Origin of the sequence: Neisseria sp. HMSC067H09 (assembly GCF_001814135.1) — a bacterium.
In the GTDB taxonomy this organism is placed as follows: domain Bacteria; phylum Pseudomonadota; class Gammaproteobacteria; order Burkholderiales; family Neisseriaceae; genus Neisseria.
Map to the genome: position 1 here is coordinate 1 of NZ_KV814852.1, position 21,420 is coordinate 21,420.

At 49.9% G+C, this 21,420-nt stretch carries 25 protein-coding genes; 3 read left to right on the forward strand and 22 right to left on the reverse strand.

The features are described from left to right. Positions 1 to 51 precede the first annotated feature (51 nt). The 6 genes from HMPREF2954_RS00750 to hscB all read right to left on the reverse strand — a co-directional run bounded on the left by HMPREF2954_RS00750 (position 52) and on the right by hscB (position 6,192). Complete coding sequence (locus HMPREF2954_RS00750) at positions 52 to 477, reverse strand: hypothetical protein (RefSeq protein WP_045073658.1); 426 nt, start codon at positions 475 to 477, stop codon at positions 52 to 54. 75 nt (positions 478 to 552) lie between these two features. Further along, positions 553 to 855, reverse strand: coding sequence for a class I ribonucleotide reductase maintenance protein YfaE (gene yfaE, locus HMPREF2954_RS00755; protein WP_045073660.1), 303 nt, complete (start codon positions 853 to 855; stop codon positions 553 to 555). A 119-nt stretch (positions 856 to 974) separates the two neighbouring features. After that, a complete protein-coding gene (nrdB, locus tag HMPREF2954_RS00760) occupies positions 975 to 2,108 on the reverse strand; it encodes a class Ia ribonucleoside-diphosphate reductase subunit beta (protein WP_003756859.1) in 1,134 nt (377 codons plus the stop codon). Positions 2,109 to 2,241: 133 nt separating this feature from the next. Then, positions 2,242 to 2,982, reverse strand: coding sequence for an NYN domain-containing protein (locus tag HMPREF2954_RS00765; RefSeq protein ID WP_002241642.1), 741 nt, complete (start codon positions 2,980 to 2,982; stop codon positions 2,242 to 2,244). A 66-nt stretch (positions 2,983 to 3,048) separates the two neighbouring features. Then, on the reverse strand, positions 3,049 to 5,328 hold the full coding sequence (nrdA, locus tag HMPREF2954_RS00770; RefSeq protein WP_070688961.1) for a class 1a ribonucleoside-diphosphate reductase subunit alpha: 2,280 nt from the start codon (positions 5,326 to 5,328) through the stop codon (positions 3,049 to 3,051). A 357-nt stretch (positions 5,329 to 5,685) separates the two neighbouring features. After that, positions 5,686 to 6,192 carry a Fe-S protein assembly co-chaperone HscB gene (hscB, locus tag HMPREF2954_RS00775; protein ID WP_045073668.1) on the reverse strand — a complete coding sequence of 169 codons (507 nt, stop codon included), beginning with the start codon at positions 6,190 to 6,192 and terminating at the stop codon, positions 5,686 to 5,688. 82 nt (positions 6,193 to 6,274) lie between these two features. Between hscB and HMPREF2954_RS11240 the strand changes: the two genes are divergently transcribed. Then, the gene (locus tag HMPREF2954_RS11240) at positions 6,275 to 6,496 is read left to right on the forward strand and encodes an alternative ribosome-rescue factor A (RefSeq protein WP_003746467.1); all 222 of its coding nucleotides are present in this window, start codon (positions 6,275 to 6,277) and stop codon (positions 6,494 to 6,496) included. Here the strand turns inward: HMPREF2954_RS11240 and iscA are convergent. The 9 genes from iscA to iscR form a co-directional block, all read right to left on the reverse strand. Beyond that, a complete protein-coding gene (iscA, locus tag HMPREF2954_RS00780; RefSeq protein WP_003757740.1) occupies positions 6,456 to 6,776 on the reverse strand; it encodes an iron-sulfur cluster assembly protein IscA in 321 nt (106 codons plus the stop codon). The genes HMPREF2954_RS11240 and iscA overlap by 41 nt on opposite strands. Before the next feature lie 64 nt (positions 6,777 to 6,840). Then, positions 6,841 to 7,086 (reverse strand): recombinase RecA, encoded by a 246-nt coding sequence (locus HMPREF2954_RS00785; protein ID WP_045073670.1) that lies wholly within the window; start codon positions 7,084 to 7,086, stop codon positions 6,841 to 6,843. A gap of 445 nt (positions 7,087 to 7,531) precedes the next feature. Then, positions 7,532 to 7,918 (reverse strand): Fe-S cluster assembly scaffold IscU, encoded by a 387-nt coding sequence (gene iscU / locus HMPREF2954_RS00790; RefSeq protein ID WP_003674559.1) that lies wholly within the window; start codon positions 7,916 to 7,918, stop codon positions 7,532 to 7,534. 38 nt (positions 7,919 to 7,956) lie between these two features. After that, a complete protein-coding gene (locus tag HMPREF2954_RS00795) occupies positions 7,957 to 8,559 on the reverse strand; it encodes a putative adenosine monophosphate-protein transferase Fic (RefSeq protein WP_045073675.1) in 603 nt (200 codons plus the stop codon). Continuing rightward, complete coding sequence (locus HMPREF2954_RS00800) at positions 8,556 to 8,741, reverse strand: antitoxin VbhA family protein (protein WP_039410746.1); 186 nt, start codon at positions 8,739 to 8,741, stop codon at positions 8,556 to 8,558. The genes HMPREF2954_RS00795 and HMPREF2954_RS00800 overlap by 4 nt, the downstream gene beginning before the upstream one ends. Positions 8,742 to 8,791: 50 nt before the next feature. Then, a complete protein-coding gene (locus HMPREF2954_RS13180; protein ID WP_003712319.1) occupies positions 8,792 to 8,920 on the reverse strand; it encodes a hypothetical protein in 129 nt (42 codons plus the stop codon). 110 nt (positions 8,921 to 9,030) lie between these two features. Continuing rightward, a complete protein-coding gene (locus HMPREF2954_RS00805; RefSeq protein WP_045073678.1) occupies positions 9,031 to 9,423 on the reverse strand; it encodes a hypothetical protein in 393 nt (130 codons plus the stop codon). A gap of 42 nt (positions 9,424 to 9,465) precedes the next feature. Then, complete coding sequence (locus HMPREF2954_RS00810) at positions 9,466 to 10,680, reverse strand: IscS subfamily cysteine desulfurase (protein WP_060975431.1); 1,215 nt, start codon at positions 10,678 to 10,680, stop codon at positions 9,466 to 9,468. Between the two features lie 29 nt (positions 10,681 to 10,709). Next, positions 10,710 to 11,156, reverse strand: a complete 447-nt coding sequence (iscR, locus tag HMPREF2954_RS00815; protein WP_003764827.1) for a Fe-S cluster assembly transcriptional regulator IscR — start codon at positions 11,154 to 11,156, stop codon at positions 10,710 to 10,712. Between the two features lie 352 nt (positions 11,157 to 11,508). On the opposite strand from iscR, the gene HMPREF2954_RS00820 reads away from it, so the two are divergent. Further along, positions 11,509 to 12,681, forward strand: a complete 1,173-nt coding sequence (locus tag HMPREF2954_RS00820; protein ID WP_045073684.1) for an alpha-hydroxy acid oxidase — start codon at positions 11,509 to 11,511, stop codon at positions 12,679 to 12,681. A gap of 130 nt (positions 12,682 to 12,811) precedes the next feature. Here HMPREF2954_RS00820 and HMPREF2954_RS00825 read toward each other — a convergent pair whose 3' ends face one another. The 5 genes from HMPREF2954_RS00825 to HMPREF2954_RS00845 form a co-directional block, all read right to left on the reverse strand. After that, complete coding sequence (locus HMPREF2954_RS00825) at positions 12,812 to 13,594, reverse strand: TrmH family RNA methyltransferase (RefSeq protein ID WP_045073687.1); 783 nt, start codon at positions 13,592 to 13,594, stop codon at positions 12,812 to 12,814. 175 nt (positions 13,595 to 13,769) lie between these two features. Next, a complete protein-coding gene (locus HMPREF2954_RS00830) occupies positions 13,770 to 14,342 on the reverse strand; it encodes a sigma-E factor negative regulatory protein (protein ID WP_231574635.1) in 573 nt (190 codons plus the stop codon). 17 nt (positions 14,343 to 14,359) lie between these two features. Beyond that, positions 14,360 to 14,959 carry an RNA polymerase sigma factor RpoE gene (rpoE, locus tag HMPREF2954_RS00835; protein ID WP_039410227.1) on the reverse strand — a complete coding sequence of 200 codons (600 nt, stop codon included), beginning with the start codon at positions 14,957 to 14,959 and terminating at the stop codon, positions 14,360 to 14,362. An 83-nt stretch (positions 14,960 to 15,042) separates the two neighbouring features. Then, positions 15,043 to 16,386, reverse strand: a complete 1,344-nt coding sequence (gene tilS, locus HMPREF2954_RS00840) for a tRNA lysidine(34) synthetase TilS (RefSeq protein WP_045073692.1) — start codon at positions 16,384 to 16,386, stop codon at positions 15,043 to 15,045. 93 nt (positions 16,387 to 16,479) lie between these two features. Continuing rightward, entirely contained in the window at positions 16,480 to 17,439 is a 960-nt protein-coding gene (locus HMPREF2954_RS00845) for an acetyl-CoA carboxylase carboxyltransferase subunit alpha (protein ID WP_045073694.1), read from the reverse strand. 219 nt (positions 17,440 to 17,658) lie between these two features. On the opposite strand from HMPREF2954_RS00845, the gene HMPREF2954_RS00850 reads away from it, so the two are divergent. Continuing rightward, positions 17,659 to 18,060, forward strand: a complete 402-nt coding sequence (locus HMPREF2954_RS00850; RefSeq protein WP_003758524.1) for an RNA-binding S4 domain-containing protein — start codon at positions 17,659 to 17,661, stop codon at positions 18,058 to 18,060. A 148-nt stretch (positions 18,061 to 18,208) separates the two neighbouring features. Here the strand turns inward: HMPREF2954_RS00850 and HMPREF2954_RS00855 are convergent, their stop codons facing one another. After that, positions 18,209 to 19,327 carry a hypothetical protein gene (locus HMPREF2954_RS00855; protein ID WP_003768264.1) on the reverse strand — a complete coding sequence of 373 codons (1,119 nt, stop codon included), beginning with the start codon at positions 19,325 to 19,327 and terminating at the stop codon, positions 18,209 to 18,211. A 244-nt stretch (positions 19,328 to 19,571) separates the two neighbouring features. Next, positions 19,572 to 21,329, reverse strand: a complete 1,758-nt coding sequence (gene recD / locus HMPREF2954_RS00860; RefSeq protein ID WP_045073817.1) for an exodeoxyribonuclease V subunit alpha — start codon at positions 21,327 to 21,329, stop codon at positions 19,572 to 19,574. Between the last annotated feature and the right edge of the window lie 91 nt (positions 21,330 to 21,420).

Consider the following 21,420-nt stretch of genomic DNA (forward strand, 5'->3'; position numbering starts at 1 on the left):
GGTCGTCTGAAAAGTTTTCAGACGACCTCTTGCTTTATTTGCCATGCCATATCAAAAACAATATTTTTTTAAAACCTTATTAGGAACGTATTGATAAATATCCCGAAATTCTTTCTTTACCGCGCCTGAAGCAGGATTCAGCTTCTCATTTCGTACCAATTTTATTTTATCTTTGGTGACTTCCGACAACGATGCAGCGGTATAGCGGTATTCCCGATGCGAACCTGCCGTCAAACGGTCTCGGGTAAATTCATACTGGTATTTATCCTGTCCCGTTTCCCCATAAAAATCAACATCCATCCTGCAACGTCCTTGCGGTTGGGCAAACAATACCAACCCGCTTCCCTCCAGACTCAATTCAAAATCCGTCAAATCCCTTTCATAAACTTTTTTCCATTGGGAATGATGACTTTGAGCAGCAAGCAAACCCGAGCTCAAACATAAAACTGAAACCAATAAACCCTTAGCGACATTCATATGATTACACCTAGATTTGAAGAGCCTATGATTAAAGCAAAGAACTGAAAATAATACAATTGGATTTCAATCGACTCAATCCCGCTCATCAAACAAGCCGACATCGAACAAATCCGGTTCGCTCACCCGCCCGCGGCAATCGACCTTAATGTCCTCGTGAACCCGACAGCAACACGGCAGAATCTCGCCGGGTGCGACAAACGCCAGCGGGAAATCGTCGTAGGACACCCTGCCGTCTAATATTTTGACGCGGCAGGAACCGCAATAACCGCTGCGGCACTGGTATTCGACCTCGTGTCCGGTGCGCTCCAAGCCCTCCAATAAGGTTTCGCCCTCTTGAAGCTCGAAGGTTTTATCGTGTGTGCTGATAAGTGCCATTGTTATCTGTTTAAGCGGGAAAGGCCGTCTGCACGGTGTAACTGAAATCTTTGATTTCGTTTCTACACCTGTTCAGACGACCTCTGATGATGGAAATGCGGAAAAACTGCCGAGTTTGATTACAGTTCGAAATCGCCCAAATCGTCCGCGCTGACTTCCGAATCGATCTGACCGATTAAGTAAGAAGAAATTTCCACTTCCTGCGGTGCGACCTGTACGTTGTCGGACGACAGCCACGCGTTAATCCACGGAATCGGGTTTTGGGTAGCACCTTCGAATCCGGCGGGCAAACCGACCGCCTGCATACGCAAGTTGGTGATGTATTCGACGTATTGCGCCAGAATTTCCTTGTTCAGACCAATCATGGAACCGTCTTTAAACAGATAGGCCGCCCATTCTTTTTCCTGCTCCGCCGCTTTTTTGAAGAGTTTGAAACATTCGTCCTGCAATTCGACGGCGATTTCCGCCATTTCAGGGTCGTCTGAACCGGCGCGCATCAGGTTGAGCATATGCTGGGTGCTGGTCAGGTGCAGGGCTTCGTCGCGGGCAATCAGTTTGATGATTTTAGCGTTGCCTTCCATCAACTCGCGTTCGGCAAAGGCAAACGAGCAGGCGAATGAAACGTAAAAACGGATGGCTTCCAACACGTTGACGCACATCAGGCAGAGATAGAGTTTTTTCTTCAACTCACGTAAAGACACGGTAACGAGCTTGCCGCCGACATTGTGCGTCCCTTCGCCCAATAGGTTGTAATACTGGGTATATTCGATTAAATCATCGTAATAACAGGCGATATCTTCGGCGCGGGCGATGATGTATTCGTTCTGCACGATGTCGTCAAACACGACCGACGGATCGTTGACGATATTGCGAATAATGTGGGTATAGCTGCGCGAGTGGATGGTTTCGCTGAAGCTCCACGTTTCAATCCAAGTTTCCAACTCGGGAATCGACACCAAAGGCAGTAAGGCAACGTTCGGACTGCGGCCTTGAATGGAATCGAGCAAGGTTTGGTATTTCAGATTGCTGATAAAAATATGTTTTTCGTGTTCAGGCAGATTGGCGTAGTCGATACGGTCGCGCGACACGTCGATTTCTTCCGGCCGCCAGAAAAACGACAATTGTTTTTCAATCAGTTTTTCAAATACTTCGTATTTCTGCTGGTCATAACGGGCAACATTCACCGGCTGACCAAAAAACATAGGCTCTTTAAGCGCGTCGTTTTTGGTTTTGGAAAAGGTGCTGTATGACATGACTAGATGTTCGCAGGACATGGTGTTTCTCTTTTTAAAAAATAATATTTAGTTTTCAGAGTACCCTTTTGATATTCAAAACAAGACCATCTAAAAATTATTCACAAACCATTATTTAAATAACTTTCATTTTTTACTTTGCTCTTTTATTTCGGATATACATTTGTGAACGATTTTCTGACAACCTAGTTTCAAAAATATCAATTACACGCACTAAATCTCCCAACTTCGTATAACCATAATTTTTACTATCAAAAGATGATTGGTTATTGATAATCTTCCCAACATTACTTAATGATGCCCAACCGTCTTCATCACAACTATTGGCAATGGCTTCTCTTAATAAATTCATTAATGTGGTATCACATTTAAGTTCATTAGCAGTTCTCTTCCGAATTTCAGCTGGTTGAGCATTTGTCCCACTGCTTTTATCAAAACTTGCATCTAAAAATAAAAATTTGCTACATGCAGCAACCAACGATTTAGGTGTTTTATGTTCGCCAAAACCAATGACTTGTTTCCCTTCCATTTTTATTCTCATTGCTAACGGTGTGAAATCACAATCGGAAGAAACAATGCAAAAAACGTCTATTTTATCTTGAAATAATAAATCCATTACATCTATGGTCATCGCCATATCCGTTGCATTCTTACCCTTTGTATAATCAAACTGTTGAACAGGTGCTAGAGCATAATCCAATAAGACAGCTTCCCAACCTTTTAATTGTTCACTTTTCCAATTCCCATAAATTTTTCTTATCATTACTGAACCATAATTTGCAAGCTCATTAAGAATAAAATCAATTTTCCCAAAAGGTGCGTTATCCGCATCTATAAAAAGAGCGACAATAGATTGTTCAGGTATATTCTTCAATTTGTTTTCCCCCTATGTTATTTATTATTTCAGACGACCTCGTGAGGTCGTCTGAAATTCCCCTTATCAAATCTTACAAGCCCCACCAGCGCAGCCGTCATCCTGAATATCGGTCTGCGTATCGTCCGCGCCGTCGCGGGTGTTGTGGTAGTACAGGGTTTTGACGCCATATTTGTAGGCAGTCAGCAGGTCTTTGAGCATTTGTTTCATGGAAACTTTGTTGCCTTCGAATTTGCCCGGATCGTAGGCGGTATTGGCGGAAATCGCCTGATCGACGAATTTTTGCATCACGCCGACAAGTTTCAGATAGCCTTCGTTGCCCGGAAGCTGCCACAGGGTTTCGTAGGCGTCTTTCAGGGTTTCAAATTCCGGCACGACTTGTTTCAAAATACCGTCTTTCGATGCTTTAACCGTTACCAATCCGCGCGGCGGCTCGATGCCGTTGGTGGCGTTGGCGATTTGCGAGCTGGTTTCAGACGGCATGAGTGCGGTCAGGGTGGAGTTGCGCAGGCCGTATTTGACGATGTCGGCGCGCAGGCTTTCCCAGTCGCACAACAGCGGTTCGCTGCATACGGCATCCAAGTCTTTTTTGTAGGTGTCGATGGGCAGTTTGCCTTGCGAATAAACGGTTTGGTTGAACAGCGGGCATGCGCCGTATTCTTTGGCAAGGTTTACCGATGCTTTGAGCAGGTAATACTGCATGGCTTCAAAGGTGCGGTGGGTCAGTCCGAGCGCGGAATCGTCGCTGTAACGGACGCCGTTTTTCGCCAGATAGTAGGCGTAGTTGATGACGCCGATGCCGAGCGTGCGGCGGTTCATGGTCGCGGTGCGGGCGGCTTCGACCGGATAGTCTTGATAATCCAGCAAGGCATCGAGTGCGCGCACAGTCAAATCGGCAAGCCCTTCCAGCTCGTCCAAGCTGTTTAATGCGCCCAAGTTGAAGGCAGACAGGGTACACAGGGCAATTTCGCCGTTCGGGTCGTTGATGTTGTCCAGCGGTTTGGTCGGCAGGGCGATTTCCATGCACAGGTTGGACTGGTGTACGGGCGCGACGCGCGGGTCAAACGGGCTGTGCGTGTTGCAGTGGTCAACGTTTTGGATGTATATGCGTCCCGTTCCGGCACGTTCCTGCATCAGCGTGGAGAACAAATCGGTAGCCGACAAGGTGCGCTTACGGATGTTCGGGTCTTGCTCGTATTTCGTGTAGAGACGCTCGAATTCGTCTTGGTCGGCAAAGAACGCGTCGTACAGGCCGGGAACTTCGTTGGGCGAAAACAGCGTAATGTTGCCGCCTTTAATCAGGCGGGTGTACAGCAGGCGGTTGATCTGCACGCCGTAGTCCAGCTGGCGGATGCGGTTGTCTTCTACACCGCGGTTGTTTTTCAACACCAACAGGCTTTCAGCTTCGATGTGCCACAAGGGATAGAACAAGGTTGCCGCGCCGCCGCGCACGCCGCCTTGCGAACAGGATTTGACCGCCGCTTGGAACATTTTGAAAAACGGAATGCAGCCGGTATGTTGCGCTTCACCGCCGCGGATTTCGCTGCCCAAACCACGGATACGTCCGGCGTTGATGCCAATGCCCGCGCGTTGGGAAACGTATTTCACAATCGCGCTGGTGGTGGCATTGATGGAATCCAAGCTGTCGTCGCATTCAATCAATACGCAGCTTGAGAATTGGCGCGTAGGCGTGCGCACGCCGCTCATAATCGGGGTCGGCAGCGATACTTTGAATGTGGAAACGGCATCGTAAAAACGTTTGACGTAATCCAAACGGGTCTCTTTCGGATATTTGCTGAAGAGACACATCGCCACCAAAATGTATAAGAACTGCGGCGTTTCATAAATCTGGCGGGTAACGCGGTTCTGCACCAGATATTTGCCTTCGAGCTGCTTCACGGCGGCATACGAGAAGGTCATGTCGCGGCTGTGGTCGATATAGGCGTTCAGCTCGTCAAACTCTTCGCAGCTGTAATCTTCGATGATGTGGCGGTCGTATTTGCCCGCATCGGTAAGTTTTTTAACGTGGTCGAAGAGATGCGGCGGTTCGAACTCGCCGTAAGCGATTTTGCGCAGGTGGAAAATCGCCAGACGCGCGGCAAGATATTGATAGTCGGGCGTATCCTGCGAAATCAGGTCGGCAGCCGCCTTGATGATGGTTTCGTGGATGTCGTCGGTGCGGATGCCGTTGTAAAACTGGATGTGCGATTTGAGCTCGACTTGCGATACGGAAACGTTTTTCAAGCCTTCCGCCGCCCAAGTAACGACGCGGTGGATTTTGTCTAAGTCGAGATTTTCCAAACGTCCGTCGCGCTTGGTTACTTTCAAATCAGTCGGTGCATTCATCGTGAGCTTTCTCCATCCTGAAACACAAGATACAGTATGTATTAATATCGAGTGGCACAATATAGTGTATTTTTCGTCGCTTATCCAGTCTTGACAAGACTGCTGTTTTGAAATCGTGCTTTTCCCGATTTTCTTTCAGACGACCTCTTCCCCTATGATTCAAGCCTTACCGCGAAGATGTGTTTTTCAGCATCAAAACCCTCATACGGCTATGCGCTTATGAAATAAGGCAAATTCGGATTTGTGTTAAATTTTGAAAATATAATGGCATACAACATGATGAAATAAGCAATAAAGGTCGTCTGAAACCTTATTCCGGTTTTCAGACGACCTTTAAGATGCTCAAAATCTAGGTATTTAATCTTGCAATGCGGCGGCGATTTCGTTGCGCAGTTTGTTTAAAAACCTGCCGTGGCGCACCCATTGAGCGGCAGCTTCGTGGTCTTTCGCTGCAAAGGCCGTCCGCAAATCTTGATACAGCTTGTCTTGCTCGCGGCTGATTTCTTGGTCCAACGCGCGCAGGGCTTCGTTGTTTTGCGCCATTTGCGCATCCATCAGCGTTTCGCGCCATTCCATTTGCTGCATGAGAAATTCAGGAGCGAAAGAGGTATGCTCCGGCGCATCGGCGTCTATGCCCAACGTTTTCAACAGATACGCCGCGCGGTCAATGGGATTTCTCAAGGTACGGTAGGCATCGTTGATGGTGGAAGACATCATCACTGCCTGCTTTTGCTCGAAAGCGGAGGCTGAAGCGAATTTGTCAGGATGGAAACGGGCAGCCAAGGCGCGGTAGGTTTGCTCCAAGTTTTCGGCGTCGATATCGAAAGCGGGTTCAAGCTGGAAGAGTGTGAAATATTGAGACATGGTGGGATAATTAATGTGAAATTTTCGGCAGAAACCTGATTTTGCCTTATAATCCGCTGATTCTTAACCAAAAGGACTGAATATGAGCAGTAAAGTGCAACACAATAAAGGCAAAATACGCGACAATGCCTTAAAAGCCTTAGTGAAATCCGATTTGTTCCGACACAAGGTGGAACGGAAAAGAAAAGGCAAAGGCAGCTACAACAGACAGGAAGCGAAAAAATGGCGGGACGGTTTTGATACTGTCCCGCCGTTTTTATGTCTTAAACGTGGAAGCTCTCGCCGCAGCCGCAAGAGTCTTTGACATTCGGGTTTTCAAATTTGAAACCTTCCTGCAAGCCTTCTTTGGTGTAATCGACTTGCGTGCCGTCCAGATAAACCAAGCTTTTCGGGTCGATATAAACGCGCGCGCCGTGTTCTTCGAAAACCAAGTCGTCCTCGTTCGCTTCATCGACAAATTCAAGGTTGTATGCCATGCCCGAGCAGCCGCTGGTTTTCACACCCAAGCGCACGCCCAAGCCTTTGCCGCGCTTGGTCAGGTAGCTGTTGATGTATTTGGCTGCGTTTTCTGTGATGGTAATCATGCTTTTTTTCCTTATTCGCAATCATTGTTTTACCTACTTTCATTTTCAGACGACTTCTTGCCTTTCAGGTCGTCTGAAAACGCTGTTTTGCCCACGCTATCGCGGCAGAAACGGCGGCTTTTGCCTGCGGACTGTTTTTCCAACAGGTCGAGCCGGTCAATTTTGCGCCCTGTTCCAAAACATCGTCCAAATCCGCCGCCGCCAGCGTGGCAACATCATCCAAACCCATTTGCTGCAAACGCTGCAATACGGTTTTGCCTATGCCTTTGACAGCAAGCAGGGATTGGGCTTCTTCATCGGTAAAAGGCATTTCGTCTCCTTCGATTTTGCAGGCGTATCGACAAATATAAGCCTACGGCTTATCGCCCTCTCCCTAACCCTCTCCCGTGGGGAGAGGGGACAGATTGGCAGGCAGCCCCAAATTTGGCGGCAACTTCAAAAGGATTAAGTTTCTGTGTCCTTACCCTCTTCTTCACGAGAGAAGGCATGCCGCCTCTTTTGATTTTGCAGGGATATCGACTAAATATAAGCCTGTGGCTTATCGCCCTCTCCCTAACCCTCTCCCGCTGGGAGAGGGGATAGATTGGCAGGTAGTCCCAAATTTGGCGGCAACTTTAAAAGGATTAGGTTTCTGTGTCCTCAATTCACCCTGTCTGTTTAAGAGAGGAACAAACCGTTATGTTTGCTTTTCCTGAAAACTTTAAGACTTTCAGAAATCCTGTGAATGTCTACCGACAAAGCACCCACTAATCGGATTATTTGTTTTCCTGACGTTTGCGGTAGTCGGCAACAGCCGCTTTTACCGCATCTTCAGCCAAGATGGAGCAGTGGATTTTTACCGGCGGCAGTTCCAGTTCTTCGGCGATTTCGCTGTTTTTGATTGCCAGCGCGTCATCCAGGCTTTTACCTTTTACCCACTCGGTAATCAGGCTGGACGAAGCGATGGCGGAGCCGCAGCCGTAAGTTTTGAATTTAGCGTCTTCGATGATGCCTTCGTCGTTGACTTTGATTTGCAGGCGCATAACGTCGCCGCAGGCGGGCGCGCCGACCATGCCGGTGCCGACAGACTCGTCGTTTTTATCGAAAGTACCGACATTGCGGGGGTTTTCATAGTGATCGATTACTTTATCGCTGTATGCCATGATGTGGTTTCCTTAAAATATCGTGGTTTGTTGATGTTTTAGTCGTCTGAAAAAGACGATTGTTCTAAATTTTCTAAAATTAGGCGTGCCAATAAGCTGCTATCGGCATGGTATGCCTGAATACAGGCTTGAATCATTTGTTCGGCAGAGATATTTTGCCAATGTATCTGCAAACCGTTTTTCATTGCCAATTGCGTCATAAACAGGCGCAATGTTCTGCCGTTTCCTTCACGAAAAGGATGTAGGACGTTCAACTCGCCCAAATAATAGGCTACACGCTCGGCGAATTTATCTTTATCCAACCCCTGCAAATAGTTTTCGTTTCGCAGCTTCTCTAAAAGTTTACGGCTTTCGTTTTCGATAAAAGCAAAATTGGCAAATCGGGTATTACCTTTGGAAATATCAATCCGCCGGATTTCGCCTGCCCAATCATAAATATCGCCAAACAGTTCGCGATGAATAGTCTGTAAATGGGCCAAATCGAAATTGTCCGTAATGGGTTGCAAAAGCAGATATTGGGCGCGAACAGCGGAAAATTCTTTTTCGGCGGTTTTCAGCAATTCACTATCTTGGATGGAGAGCTTGTTTTTAAATACGCCTCCATTCATATAAATAGTGTCTTCTCCGCCGTATTTGCTCATTTTTCCGCCATTCTTTGTTTGATGCCGTCCAAAGCCTCATCCAAACTGATTTTGCCTTCCACCAAACGCTGCATATCATGTATGGTCTCTAGACTGATGTTCAACTGCTCCATCCGCCACGAACCAATAATGGAATGCGTCGTTTGCGGCAAATGATGCTGTTCCTGAATTTGTAGGGACATGGGATTCCTTATTTTGCTTCCGAACAATATTTCAGACGACCCCTGCCGCCTTAGATTTTGCACGCGCCGCCTTCGCAGCCGTCGTCGTTTTCCGAATCGACACCGCCTTCCACGGTAACGCCGTCAAAATCTTCAAGCAGGTTGTCGAGATTATCGAGGTCGAGTTCTTGTTCGTTCATGGGTTGTATCCTTGATTTTAATGTGGTGGCTTTTAGGTCGTCTGAAAAGGTCTTTGGGGATTTTCAGACGACCTTTTTTATTTATAGGTAGGTTGCTGAAAACGGATGCTTTAGCTCAAATCAAATACCTGTATCGTCAAAACCGCTTCGGGCGGCAATGTACGCAGCAATTCAGGACGATGCAGTTTCAAAGGACGATAGCCGTACGACTTCATCAACACGGTTTCGCCCTTGTCGTCTTCCATAAAAACAGGCGTGAAGTTTCCATGCGGCGCATTGCCCTGCGGCGAGATTTTACCGCCTAGCAGCCACGGGGCGACGTGCCGCACCTGCGTTTGGTAAACATCTGGATAGCCGCCTTTGTTCTCGGTCTGCGTGGCTCGCCCTTCTTTGCAAAGTTCATCCAGCCAGTCCGCACCGGAAACGCCGCACTCCCACGAGGCGATGAGATGTGGCTCTTGCCTGTCTGCATCGCTGAAAACGCTTATCCACCAACCCAGCATAATTTGTTCCTTTCGTGATGGTTTTTTGAGTGCAAGCTGCTTTTAATGCGCCGCCCATTCAATCGAATTCAAATCAATCCCGTCTTTGAACATTTCCCACAGCGGCGACAGTTCGCGCAGTTTGCCGATTTTGGATTTGATCAGTTCAGCGGCGAATTTCACTTCTTCTTCGGTAGTCATGCGGCCGAAGGTGATGCGCAGGGATGAGTGCGCCAGTTCGTCGTTGCGGCCGAGCGCGCGCAGGACGTAGCTGGGTTCGAGCGAGGCGGAGGTACAGGCGGAGCCGCTGGATACGGCGAGTTCTTTGACCGCCATAATCAGGCTTTCGCCTTCGACGAAGTTGAAGCTGACGTTCAGGTTGTTCGGGGCGCGGTGTTCGAGGTCGCCGTTGATATAGACTTCTTCGATGCCTTCGATGCCTTTGAGGAAGATGTCGCGCAGTTTGCGGTAGTGCGCCATGTCTTGCTCGAGTTCTTCTTTGGCGATGCGGAAGGCTTCGCCCATGCCGACGATTTGGTGGGTCGGCAAGGTGCCGCTGCGGAAGCCGCGTTCGTGGCCGCCGCCGTGCATTTGGGCTTCAAGGCGGACGCGGGGTTTGCGGCGGACGTACAGTGCGCCGATGCCTTTGGGGCCGTACACTTTGTGGCCGGACATGGACAGCAGGTCGATTTTGGCGGCTTCCACGTCAACAGGCACTTTGCCGCAAGCTTGGGCGGCATCGACGTGGAAGATGATTTTTCGTTCGCGGCAGATTTCGCCGATGGCGGGAATGTCTTGCACTACGCCGATTTCGTTGTTCACCCACATCACGGAAATCAGGATGGTGTCGTCGCGGATGGCGGCTTTGAGTTCTTCCAAATCGATCAAACCGTTTTCTTGTACGCCGAGGTAGGTGACTTCAAAACCTTGGCGTTCGAGTTCGCGCATGGTGTCGAGCACGGCTTTGTGTTCGGTTTTGACGGTGATGAGGTGTTTGCCTTTGGTTTTGTAGAAGTTTGCCGCGCCTTTGATGGCGAGGTTGTCGGACTCGGTCGCGCCGCTGGTGAAGATGATTTCTTTGGGGTCGGCATTAATCAGTGCGGCGATGTCGGCGCGGGCTTTTTCAACGGCCTCTTCTGCTTCCCAGCCGAATGCGTGGCTGTTGGAGGCGGGGTTGCCGAAGGTTTCGGTCAGATAGGGAATCATTTTTTCGGCAACGCGTTTGTCAACGGGGGTGGTGGCGGCGTAGTCGAGATAAACGGGGGTTTTGACGGTCATGGTTTGCTCTTTCTTTTTCTGTAATGTACTTAATGGATATGTGTAAATTGGATGACGTGGCTGCCGTCATCGCTGTTTTTCTGTTCGATGATGCTTTGCAGGGTAACGCTGCTGAGGTAATCGTTGATGGTTTTGTTCAGGTTTTCCCAAAGGTCGTGCGTCAGACAGGGCGCGCCGTGGTGGCAGTTGGCTTTGCTGCTGCATTGGGTGGCGTCCAGCTTGTCTTCGGCGGCGGAAATGATTTGGGCGATATTGATTTGTGCGGGAGGGGCGGCGAGGATGTAGCCGCCGCCGGGGCCGCGCAGGCTTTCGACCAGCCCGGCGCGCCGCAGTTTGCTGAATAGTTGTTCGAGATAGGAAAGCGAAATACTTTGGCGTTCGCTGATGGCGCTGAGTTTGACAGCGCCGGTTTGCGCGTTCATCGCCAAATCAATCATGGCGGTAACGGCAAAACGCCCTTTTGTGGTCAGTCTCATGGTAGGTGCCTGTGTCGGCTTTTTTATAGTGGTGCGATTGTCTAATATCTGAGTGATTCAGTCAAGTATATTCGGGCGTCTTCCGATTGTTTGTTTAAATGGCTGGGCGAATGGATTTTTATCTGCCTAAAGATTTCTCTTTTTTTATCTGAAACTTGAATCCGAGGTCGTCTGAAAAGTGCTATTACCCTGCTTTTGGCGGGGTTAAAACCATTTGCTTTATAATTGCGATTGATATAGATTATCTAATTCATACTAAATCATTATGGTATTGCAAAAGGTCGTCTGAAACCGCCCTGCCCGTTTCAGACGACCCAAGCCATAAGCAACCCCTTAACAGAGGCAATCAACAATGAAACGCGATTTGAGCAAAATGACCTGTATCGAAGACCTGCGCCTTGTCGCCAAGCGCAAGATGCCGCGCATGTTTTACGATTACATCGATTCAGGTTCTTGGACGGAAACCACCTACCGCGAAAACACTTCGGATTTCAAAGACATCCGCTTCCGCCAAAAAGTGTTGGTCAATATGGAAGGCAGAAGCTTGGAAACCAAAATGATCGGTCAGGACGTGAAAATGCCGGTGGCGATTGCGCCGACTGGCTTTACCGGCATGGCACACGCCGACGGCGAAATCTTGGCGGCGCGGGCGGCGGAGAAGTTCGGCATTCCTTTTACGCTGTCCACCATGTCCATCTGCTCGATTGAAGATGTTGCCGAGAACACCAGCGCGCCGTTTTGGTTTCAGCTTTATGTAATGCGCGACCGCGAGTTTATGGAAAACCTGATTAAGCGCGCGAAAGATGCCAAATGTTCGGCGTTGGTGTTAACCGCCGATTTGCAGGTTTTGGGCCAACGCCACAAAGACATCAAAAACGGCCTGTCCGCACCGCCGAAACCGACCATCGCCAATTTAATCAATCTGGCGACCAAACCCGAATGGTGCATGAAAATGTTGAACACGGAACGCCGCACGTTCCGCAACATCGTCGGACACGCCAAAAACGTCGGCGATTTGTCTTCGCTGTCTTCTTGGACGTCCGAACAATTCGACCCGCGCCTGAGCTGGGACGACGTCGCACGCATTAAAGATTTGTGGGGCGGCAAGCTGATTATCAAAGGCATTATGGAACCTGAAGATGCGGAAAAAGCAGCGAAAAGCGGCGCGGACGCATTGGTCGTTTCCAACCACGGCGGCCGCCAGCTCGACGACACCATATCCGCCATCAAAGCCTTGCCCGACATCGTCAGCGCAGTCGGCAGCGACATCGAAGTCTGGATGGACAGCGGCATCCGCAGCGGTCAGGACGTCCTCAAAGCATGGGCTTTGGGCGCAAAAGGCACGATGATAGGCCGCGCGTTCCTCTACGGCTTGGGCGCATACGGCGAAGAAGGCGTTACCCGCGCACTGGAAATCCTGTATAAGGAAATGGACGTATCCATGGCATTTACCGGCCATCGCAATATTCAGGACGTTGACTCAAGCATCCTGCAAAGCACACGCTGGTCTCATGATAAATTCTGATGGCTTTGAAACACCAAACCGGCGGTTAAACAGATTAACCGCCGGTTTGGTGTTTTGAGCTTGCAGAAGATAAGGTTTTCAGACGACCTTAATCAGGTTTTTACCAAACGGACCGGTCGTCTGAAAGTGCTTACGCAATGCGTTGGCGCATTTGCTCGAAAAGACATACAGTTGCCGCCATGGCGACGTTTAACGACTCGGTCTGTCCCAACATCGGGATTCTGACGCTACCGTCGACTTTTTCCAAAATTTCCCGACTCACGCCGCTGCCTTCATTGCCGAAAACCCAAGCGCAAGGGGCGTTTAAATCCAGTTGGTACAAGTCGGAAGGGTTGCACCCGTCCAAAGCGGTTGCCCATATTTTGTCCTGATAAGCATCCAGCCATTGCGGTAGAAAAACGCGGCTGTATATATCCAGCAGAAAATGCGCCCCCATACCCGCGCGCAATACTTTGGGCGACCAAATATCGACGCAGTCATTACCCAACACAATCTGCCTAATGCCCGAAGCTGCCGCGCTGCGTAAAACCGTACCGACATTGCCCGGGTCTTGCAGCCTATCCAACACCACGCAGTCGCCGCTTAAAGGCAAATCCTCTTGCGGCGGAATCTCTATCCAAGTCATTACATCGTCGGCATCGTTCAGACTAGTGATTTTAGACAAGGCTTCGTTTCCGACCCAAGTAATACAATCTTCGTCCAAGCTGCTGATTAAATTTCGGATTTCAGGATGCGTGTTTTTACTTTCGGGCAAATACACTTGTTTGGGCGTATATCCCGCCTCTAAATAGACTTGCAAAAGATGCACGCCTTCCAACACGGTTTGCCCGTATTCACGGCGTGCTTTAGATTGTGTCAGCAGCTTGGACAAATGCTTGAGCTGCTCGTTTTGCGCGGAGGTAATCAATTTCATGTACCGCATTATATAGCGGATTCAAATAAAAAGGATACAGCGCAATACCGTCCGACTTTTTTCAACCCGCTTTTTCAGACGACCTCAAGATGCATCCGGTCAAAAACAAAATCCCTGCCCGAATAGCTCGGGAAGGGATTTCTCTACTTGATGGAAATCTGTATCTCTATGCAGCTTAATGAACGACAGAATCCTGTTGAACCTGCGTTTCGGTTCGAACCGTAATCTGACTAACACCTTTGTCATTCTTTACAGACTCAGGTACTACCACGGCATCTGAAGCATTTTTTACTGCCGGATTAGCAGCTACGGGCACGATATGTTCCTGCTGGTTTTTGGTATCAGCAACTTTTTCCGCAACTATATCTGCCAACCCACCCTGCACTTGAGGGGCGAATTGCCATACAGACACAGCAACTGCAGCAACGCTGGCAGCAACGGCAAAAGATTTAAAGAAGGAATTGTTTGCAGTTTGAACACCCTTAGCAGACATTGCTGCCGCAACTTCAGCCTTATAGCGTCGCTTATGCTCTTCACTGATTTCCGCAAGCGTAGCGGTAAATGCTGCGCTTTGCATGAAATCCGCATCACGTCCCATTCCCTCTTTATAGCGCATACAGTCACCAATCAGATGATACTCGTACCACGCTTCGGCAGCGGCATCGTCGGACAACAGACGGTCAAGCATCTCTTCAGATACATCGTCGTTATCCATCAACATGGAGATATATTCGTGTGTTGTGTTCATAGTTATTACCATTTTTATTACCACCTTTGATTTTCAGAAGTTTCCAGCAACGGCCTCAAATCTTTTGCTATCACTTCCCGTGCCCTGAAAATACGGGATCTAACCGTCCCTATCGGGCAATCCATAATCGTGGCGATTTCCTCGTAAGACAAACCGTCCATTTCCCGCAAGGTAATGGCTTTGCGTAAGTCCTCGGGCAAATGCGAAATTGTTGATTCGACTGTTTGCAGGATTTCCCGATTGATCATCTCAGCTTCCGGCGTATGGTAATCCGCAATCTGATCCGACAAATCCAGAATATCCCCATCTTCATTGGCAGCCTCTGCACTGACGAACGGCTGCTTTCCTGATGTTACTAAGAAATTTTTGGCAGTATTGATAGCAATCCGGTACAGCCAGGTATAAAACGCGCTCTCGCTACGAAAATTCGGCAAGGCACGGTAAGCCCTGATCATTGCCTCTTGCGCCACATCGTTGACTTCGTGTTCGTCTTTGACAAAACGGGAAATCAATCTGATGAGCCGACGCTGATATTTGGACATCAGCATCTCGAATGCTTTTTGTTCGCCTTTCTGCGCGCGCTCTACCAAGACCTGATCAATCTGGCGATCATTCATATTTTACCTTTTTATAATAACTGCATTATAAGCTATAAAGTAGTAAAGCGTGCTGTGCCAGTTAAAGACAGCTATTGCCGCATTTAGTTCCATTTATATCTCAAAAATTTTCCATAAACCGGTAAAAAACCGTCAATCCCTTGAAAATCGTGGCTTACTGTAAGGTTAACAATAGCAATGCAGTTTCCGTCAGTATTTGTGATAATCGGCCAGCATTTTCTGACGAACGGTACGATATGGTTTTCTTGCAACACTTTCTTAACATTTTTGAACAAAAACCCTACATTCATCATATCATCACTACCCGCCGTCCGAATGATTCCTTCTTCTTCCAAGACCGATTCCGGCAATCCGTTGCGGTGCGGCACCAGAAAAAAGCCGTTTTCTTGGAGAATATCTTTCAGACGGCCTCTGACTTCTTTTCCCTTTATCCAATCCACGTCTGCGAACTGGTTTTGTTTCAATATGAATAAAAAATCCCGGTATAAACATACCGATGTTTCGCCGAACTGCCATTGTGCAGTTTCTGCTTCCAACAGTATCCGCGCGAAATCCACCAGCTTTCTCGGAGAACTTTCCACAATCCCATTCTCTTTAAAAAACCGCCAAAGAATCCGGCTGCGGCGCGCTTCGCTGAATGTCTGCCAGCGGCTGACTTGGAAGCGTCCGCTTTGGCAAACCGTCTGATAATCCGCTTCGACAACTTCGTCCAAAATCGCCAAATCGGTTTGCAAAGAATGAATGTTGGCACAAACATGACGGTCGAAATTCGGAATGCGCTCCCGCCAAACCGGCAACGCCTCGTAACGCATCCAATTCCTTAAAAAAGCTGTATCGGCGTTACTTTCATCTTCGATGTTCGGCAGGTTGCAGGCAGCGGCGTAGTTTTCCAATTCTTTTCGGGAAAACGTCAGCAGCGGCCGCCAAATTTGCGTTCCCTCATCCAGCTTGCGCCATTGCGGCATGGAGGCAAGTGCTTTGATACCGCCGCCGCGAACCGCCGCGAGCATGAATGTTTCAATTTGGTCATCCTGATGGTGCGCCAGCGCGATGATGCCGGAGGGGTCGTCTGAAAACGCCTGATAACGCGCTTTCCGTGCGGCGGCTTCGATTCCCAAGCCGTCTTTTTTGACTTCAACTTTTACACTTCTAAACGGCACATTCCATTCTTGGCATAAGCGTGTGCAAAACCCCAGCCAGTCATCCGCATTGCGGCTCAATCCGTGATGAACGTGCAAAGCGTGTACATTCAAACCAAGCTCTTCCCGCAAACACGCGAGCATATGCAGCAACACCACCGAATCCAAACCGCCGCTTAATCCGACCGTTACCGTACAACCATCAGGAAGCGAACGCGCCGAAAGCCGCAAGGTATCCAACAAACTGCGGCATTGAGGCGGAAGGTTTTCAGACGACGTCGGGTTCATATGGCGTAATCTATGTTTTGTCGGCAAGGCAAGTTCTGAGAAATGAAAAAGCAGGCAGGGGAGCTTCTGCCTGCTTTTCTACACATTAATTGTTTACTTATCCGTAAACTTGCCGTAAGCCATAATCCGGTCGAAACGGCGCGACAGCAAGTCCGCCATCGGCATATTTTGCGCCTCGTGCAACTCGGTTTCCAACACCGTTTTGACGTTTTTCATGGTCGTTTCAAAATCGCGGTGTGCGCCGCCCAAAGGCTCGCTGATCACGCTATCGATCAAATCCAATTCTTGCAGGCGTTTGGCGGTAATGCCTAAGGCTTGTGCGGCATCTGCCGCTTTTTCGGCGGTTTTCCACAGAATGGACGCGCAGCCTTCCGGAGAAATAACCGAGTAAGTCGAATATTGCAGCATGTTGACGTAATCGCCGACCGCAATCGCCAGCGCGCCGCCGGAGCCGCCCTCGCCGATGATGGTACACAAAACCGGTACACGCAGGCGGGTCAGTTCGTACAGGTTGCGTCCGATGGCTTCAGACTGACCGCGCTCTTCTGCGCCGATGCCCGGATACGCGCCCGGCGTATCGACAAAAGTCATCACGGGAATATTGAATTTCTCGGCGGTCTGCATCAGACGCAGTGCTTTACGGTAGCCTTCAGGGCGCGGCATACCGAAATTACGGCGGATTTTTTCTTTGGTATCTCGACCTTTTTGATGGCCGATAACCATCACACTTTGTCCGTTGAAGCGCGCCAAACCGCCGACGATGGCATGGTCGTCTGAATAATGGCGGTCGCCGTGCAACTCTTCAAAATCGGTGAAAATGGCTTGGATGTAATCTAAGGTGTAAGGACGTTGGGGATGGCGTGAAACCTGCGAAATCTGAGCGGGCGTCAGCTTGTTGAAAATCGATTTGGTCAAGTCGTTGCTTTTCTTCTGCAATCTGGAGATTTCATCGGAAATATCGACGGCGGATTCGCCCTGCACAAAGCGCAACTCTTCGATTTTATTGGTTAATTCGGCGATGGGTTGTTCAAAATCCAAAAAAACTGGTTTCATAGGGTGAAGCTCTCGGTAGGGACGCTGCCGCTATCATACGCCAATCAGGCATATTTGGCAGCATTTCTCATTGAGGATATGCCGTGCAAAACGGCAGATAATCGGGCGGATGCCTTTTCAGACGACCTTTTGCGGATGATATAGTATATCTGCACTAAACAAATGAAGTGCCGTATCTTATGATAAACTTCCATTCAGTTCAATCATTTCAAACAGGCTATGAAAAACGAACACGACAATACGGCGATGCGGCTCGACAAATGGCTTTGGGCCGCGCGCTTTTTCAAAACCCGCGCGCTGGCTCAAAAACATATCGAATTGGGCAGGGTTCAGGTCAACGGCGCCAAAGTCAAAAACAGCAAAAATATCAGCGCAGGCGACATCATTGACCTGACGCTCAATTCACTGCCTTACAAAATCAAAGTATTGGCACTCAACCACCAGCGCCGCCCCGCCCCCGAAGCGCGTCAGCTTTACGAAGAAGACATGAAAACCGCCGCCGAACGCGAAGCGCAAAAACAGCTCGACCAAGCAAGCCGCATCAGCGCGGCGTATCCCGACGGCAGACCGACCAAACGCGACCGCCGTCAACTCGACCGCATGAAGCGCGACAGTTGGTAGGATTCGGAGTTTGTCTTGGTGGAATCGTACTTTTCAGACGACCTTTATCAGGAAACAGGTACAGGTCGTCTGAAATCTTATCCGAACTAAAACAGGCAGGTTTTCCCTGCCTGTTTTTTCGTTTCTACAAAACCTTTATCCAAACGGCTTAGAATTTGTATTCCACCTGACCGCGCAAGACGTTGACGTCTTGTCTGCTTGAACCGGCAGTCGGGGTAACTTGTTTGCCCGCCAAGTAAAAGCCTGACACTTTCCAGTTTTTCCAAGGAACGTAGGTCGCGCCGACTTGTACGCCTTGTACGTTTTTACTGTAGTCTTGTACGGAAGATACGCCCGAAAGCGCACCGACGCGGCGGTAATTCAGGAAGACGTCGTAGGAATTGCGGACTTTCCAGTCGGCGAGTTTGTAGCGGACTTCGGTGAACACGCCGTCGTTTTTGATTTTTTGCCCTGCGTCGTTATAGGCTTTGATGTTGGACTTGCTGACTGCCGCCATCCAACGCCAATCGTCGTTGAATTTGACATCTGCGCCGATTTCGCCGAAGACGGCGTTTTTCTTCGCACCGCGCACATCTATGTCTTTCATGTAGCTGACGGTTGCGCCGACGTTGATGTTTTCGTTAATCGGCAAGCTGCTTTGAATGGCGGCGAAGTGTTTGCGGCGGCCGCCTATGCCCCATACGTTGTCGTTGAGGCTGCCGGTACGGCGGCCTGCATAGATTTTGGTGGGCAGGGTTTTGTTGTCAAAGAAGATTTCGCCGCCGGTTACTTCGGTATCCCAAACGCGTCCGTAGGAGGAGAATGCGCCGAATTTACCGACGCGGGCTTTGACACCTTCGGTAATCGAGCCTTCGGCATAGAGTTTGTTCACGGGAACATCGTGGTCGCCGTTGAATTTGCCGGTTTTCAAGTCGATGTTGGGTTCGATTTGGGTTACCAGTTTCCAGTCTTTATAAAGTTTGGCGCGCAACCAGAATTCGGCGTTGAAATTGGTATTGGAGGCGTCGGGCGTGGGATTGGTGCTGCTGTTGTTGGCATTGATGTCTTTGGTGTCGGCGCGGACGCGGAATGTACCGTTTACGGTCAGCAAATCGTTGAAAATGCTGATTTTGTCTTCGTCTTTGCGGATGACGCTGCCCGAATTGACGTAATCGCTCGTCGTTGCCAATGCGGCGGCATCGCGCTCTACGCTAGCGGTTTCTGCAAATGCGGTGGGTAATGCCGCCAAGGCAGCGCACACAACGGCAAAGTTTTTTTGGATGTTCATGCCAATCTCCGATTGAAGGGTAAAAGGTATTTTTAACAAAAATTCCTAATCAATATTTGTTAGAAATTTACTAATTTTTGTAATCGAACGGCTGTAATCCTATGAAAGACGGCACAAACCGTCAAGAAGATTTAGAGTATTATGCTTATTTCCAAACTGATTTTGACGCACATCAATAGAGAAAGGTCGTCTGAAAACTCTCGGCAGCATCCGTTTCGTTTTCAGACGACCTTTAGGGTTTGATTCAAGCTTTCGGTACGAACATCGCGTCCAAGATGTCGCCCAATGCCGTGCGGCGGGTTTTGCGGGTCTCCACCGCCAGCCGCCATTGTTCTTCATTTCCCCAAAAGACGAAGCGTTCCCGTGCGCGGGTGATGGCAGTGTAGAGCAGCGCATTGTTCAAGCCCGACAGCGTGTCATCCCCGCCCTGCTCTATTTTCCCCGACGGCGGCAACAGCCAGACTTCCCGATATTCCGAACCCTGGCTTTTATGCACAGTCATGGCGAACGCGGAATCAAACTGCGGCAGGCGGCTGATGGCGATTTTTTTGAAACCGTCCGCATTCGGAAAATACGCCGCCAAGCCGTTCGCCGATTCCGCGTCGGGCATAATCAGCCCGATGTCGCCGTTGAACACTTCCAGCGTATAGTCGTTGCGCGCAATCATGATGATTTGTCCCGCAAACCACGGCGTATCCGCGCCCGCCCGATGTTTGCGTTGCAGATAACGGCAATACTCTTCGTTGAACGCATCCGCGTCCTGCCGCCATGCCGCCAAAACGACCACATCCGCCGCGTGTCCGAACGCCAGCGCCACATCGTTTTTATCGACTGCCTGCCAGTATTTTTCGTGTTTGCGGTAAAGCAGTTCCGCCTGCTGTTTCAGACGACCCTCACGGATTTCCAACTCGTCGGGGAACAAGGCAAACTGCGCCCAACCTTCCCCGCTCTTGCCCGATACGACCGCCCTCGCCAAGCAACCGATGCCGCTGTCTGCGCCGAAACGGTGGCTGACCTTCAGTTGCGCGACGTTTTGCGACAAAACCGGCGGATTTTCCTCCACGGGGAAACCGTGTTCCGGCAGATAAATACTCAGTTGCTCCGCCGTCTCCTTATCCAAAACCGTCCGTCTCGACAACGCCGCCAATACCGCGCCGACGCCGACCGAAGGCAGTTGGAACTCGTCGCCCAAAAAAATCACGCGGCAGCCCGACGGAATCGCACGCAGCAAGTGAAGCAGCAGGGAAACATCCAACATCGAAGCCTCATCCACTACCAATACATCCAAAGGCAGCGGGCGGTTGCCGTCAAACGCAGGCAGCATTTGCGGCGGGCGCAGTTTCAAAAGGCGGTGGACCGTCTGCCCTTCCAGCACGGACAAATGATTGCGTACCGCGTCGGGCATCTCGAAACCGTCCACCGCCCGATGCAGCGCGCGCGCCATATGCGCCGCCGCCTTGCCCGTCGGCGCGGCAAGCGCAATATGCGGCAGGCGCGTGGCAGAGTTGGTGCAAATCAGCCCCAAAAGTTTCGCCACCGTCGTCGTCTTGCCCGTACCCGGCCCGCCCGTAATCAGCATAAACGCTTGAAGCAGGGCAAGCCCCGCCGCATCCCGCTGCCCTGCGCTTCCTTTGTCGGCAAACCAGCCGGACAAGTTTTGCGACGCGCTCATCCAATCCACAGGCTCGACTTCCGCTTCTGCCAAACGCTTGATTTCAGCCGCCAAATCATGCTCGAGCTGCCACATCCGCCCCAAAAACAACTTTCTGCCCTGCAACACCAACGGCGACGCGCCCTGCCCGACCGTCGGCGCCAATCCCGCCAATTCCTCCGCCTCGCCCTCATCCAGCCAAACAAACGAATGCCCGTTCTGAAAAGCCGCAAACAGCCGCAACACATACGGCGTCAGCACCGCAGCATGCTCCGGTACGCAACGCTCCAGCAAATACCCGGCCGCTTGAGCGGCGGCAAGGTTCAAATCATCGGCAGTATTCTCAGCCATCATTGTTTCCCGTATTGAAAAAAGGTCGTCTGAAAACGGACATCCAGTTTTCAGACGACCTGTATTATATAGTGAAATCAACTGGCAACCT

Bases quoted from the DNA above. Each gene is read 5' to 3' on its own strand.
- HMPREF2954_RS00845 (WP_045073694.1), bottom strand. From the start codon at position 17,439: ATGAAACCAGTTTTTTTGGATTTTGAACAACCCATCGCCGAATTAACC.
- yfaE (WP_045073660.1), bottom strand. From the start codon at position 855: ATGGCACTTATCAGCACACACGATAAAACCTTCGAGCTTCAAGAGGGC.
- HMPREF2954_RS13180 (WP_003712319.1), bottom strand. From the start codon at position 8,920: ATGAACGAACAAGAACTCGACCTCGATAATCTCGACAACCTGCTTGAA.
- HMPREF2954_RS00805 (WP_045073678.1), bottom strand. From the start codon at position 9,423: ATGCTGGGTTGGTGGATAAGCGTTTTCAGCGATGCAGACAGGCAAGAG.
- HMPREF2954_RS00820 (WP_045073684.1), top strand. From the start codon at position 11,509: ATGAAACGCGATTTGAGCAAAATGACCTGTATCGAAGACCTGCGCCTT.
- iscA (WP_003757740.1), bottom strand. From the start codon at position 6,776: ATGATTACCATCACAGAAAACGCAGCCAAATACATCAACAGCTACCTG.
- HMPREF2954_RS00795 (WP_045073675.1), bottom strand. From the start codon at position 8,559: ATGAGCAAATACGGCGGAGAAGACACTATTTATATGAATGGAGGCGTA.
- iscU (WP_003674559.1), bottom strand. From the start codon at position 7,918: ATGGCATACAGCGATAAAGTAATCGATCACTATGAAAACCCCCGCAAT.
- HMPREF2954_RS00825 (WP_045073687.1), bottom strand. From the start codon at position 13,594: ATGAAATTGATTACCTCCGCGCAAAACGAGCAGCTCAAGCATTTGTCC.
- HMPREF2954_RS00800 (WP_039410746.1), bottom strand. From the start codon at position 8,741: ATGTCCCTACAAATTCAGGAACAGCATCATTTGCCGCAAACGACGCAT.
- iscR (WP_003764827.1), bottom strand. From the start codon at position 11,156: ATGAGACTGACCACAAAAGGGCGTTTTGCCGTTACCGCCATGATTGAT.
- HMPREF2954_RS00750 (WP_045073658.1), bottom strand. From the start codon at position 477: ATGAATGTCGCTAAGGGTTTATTGGTTTCAGTTTTATGTTTGAGCTCG.
- nrdB (WP_003756859.1), bottom strand. From the start codon at position 2,108: ATGTCATACAGCACCTTTTCCAAAACCAAAAACGACGCGCTTAAAGAG.
- recD (WP_045073817.1), bottom strand. From the start codon at position 21,329: ATGGCTGAGAATACTGCCGATGATTTGAACCTTGCCGCCGCTCAAGCG.
- HMPREF2954_RS00810 (WP_060975431.1), bottom strand. From the start codon at position 10,680: ATGACCGTCAAAACCCCCGTTTATCTCGACTACGCCGCCACCACCCCC.
- rpoE (WP_039410227.1), bottom strand. From the start codon at position 14,959: ATGAATGATCGCCAGATTGATCAGGTCTTGGTAGAGCGCGCGCAGAAA.
- HMPREF2954_RS00785 (WP_045073670.1), bottom strand. From the start codon at position 7,086: ATGCCTTTTACCGATGAAGAAGCCCAATCCCTGCTTGCTGTCAAAGGC.
- HMPREF2954_RS00830 (WP_231574635.1), bottom strand. From the start codon at position 14,342: ATGAACACAACACACGAATATATCTCCATGTTGATGGATAACGACGAT.
- tilS (WP_045073692.1), bottom strand. From the start codon at position 16,386: ATGAACCCGACGTCGTCTGAAAACCTTCCGCCTCAATGCCGCAGTTTG.
- HMPREF2954_RS00855 (WP_003768264.1), bottom strand. From the start codon at position 19,327: ATGAACATCCAAAAAAACTTTGCCGTTGTGTGCGCTGCCTTGGCGGCA.
- HMPREF2954_RS11240 (WP_003746467.1), top strand. From the start codon at position 6,275: ATGAGCAGTAAAGTGCAACACAATAAAGGCAAAATACGCGACAATGCC.
- nrdA (WP_070688961.1), bottom strand. From the start codon at position 5,328: ATGAATGCACCGACTGATTTGAAAGTAACCAAGCGCGACGGACGTTTG.
- hscB (WP_045073668.1), bottom strand. From the start codon at position 6,192: ATGTCTCAATATTTCACACTCTTCCAGCTTGAACCCGCTTTCGATATC.
- HMPREF2954_RS00850 (WP_003758524.1), top strand. From the start codon at position 17,659: ATGAAAAACGAACACGACAATACGGCGATGCGGCTCGACAAATGGCTT.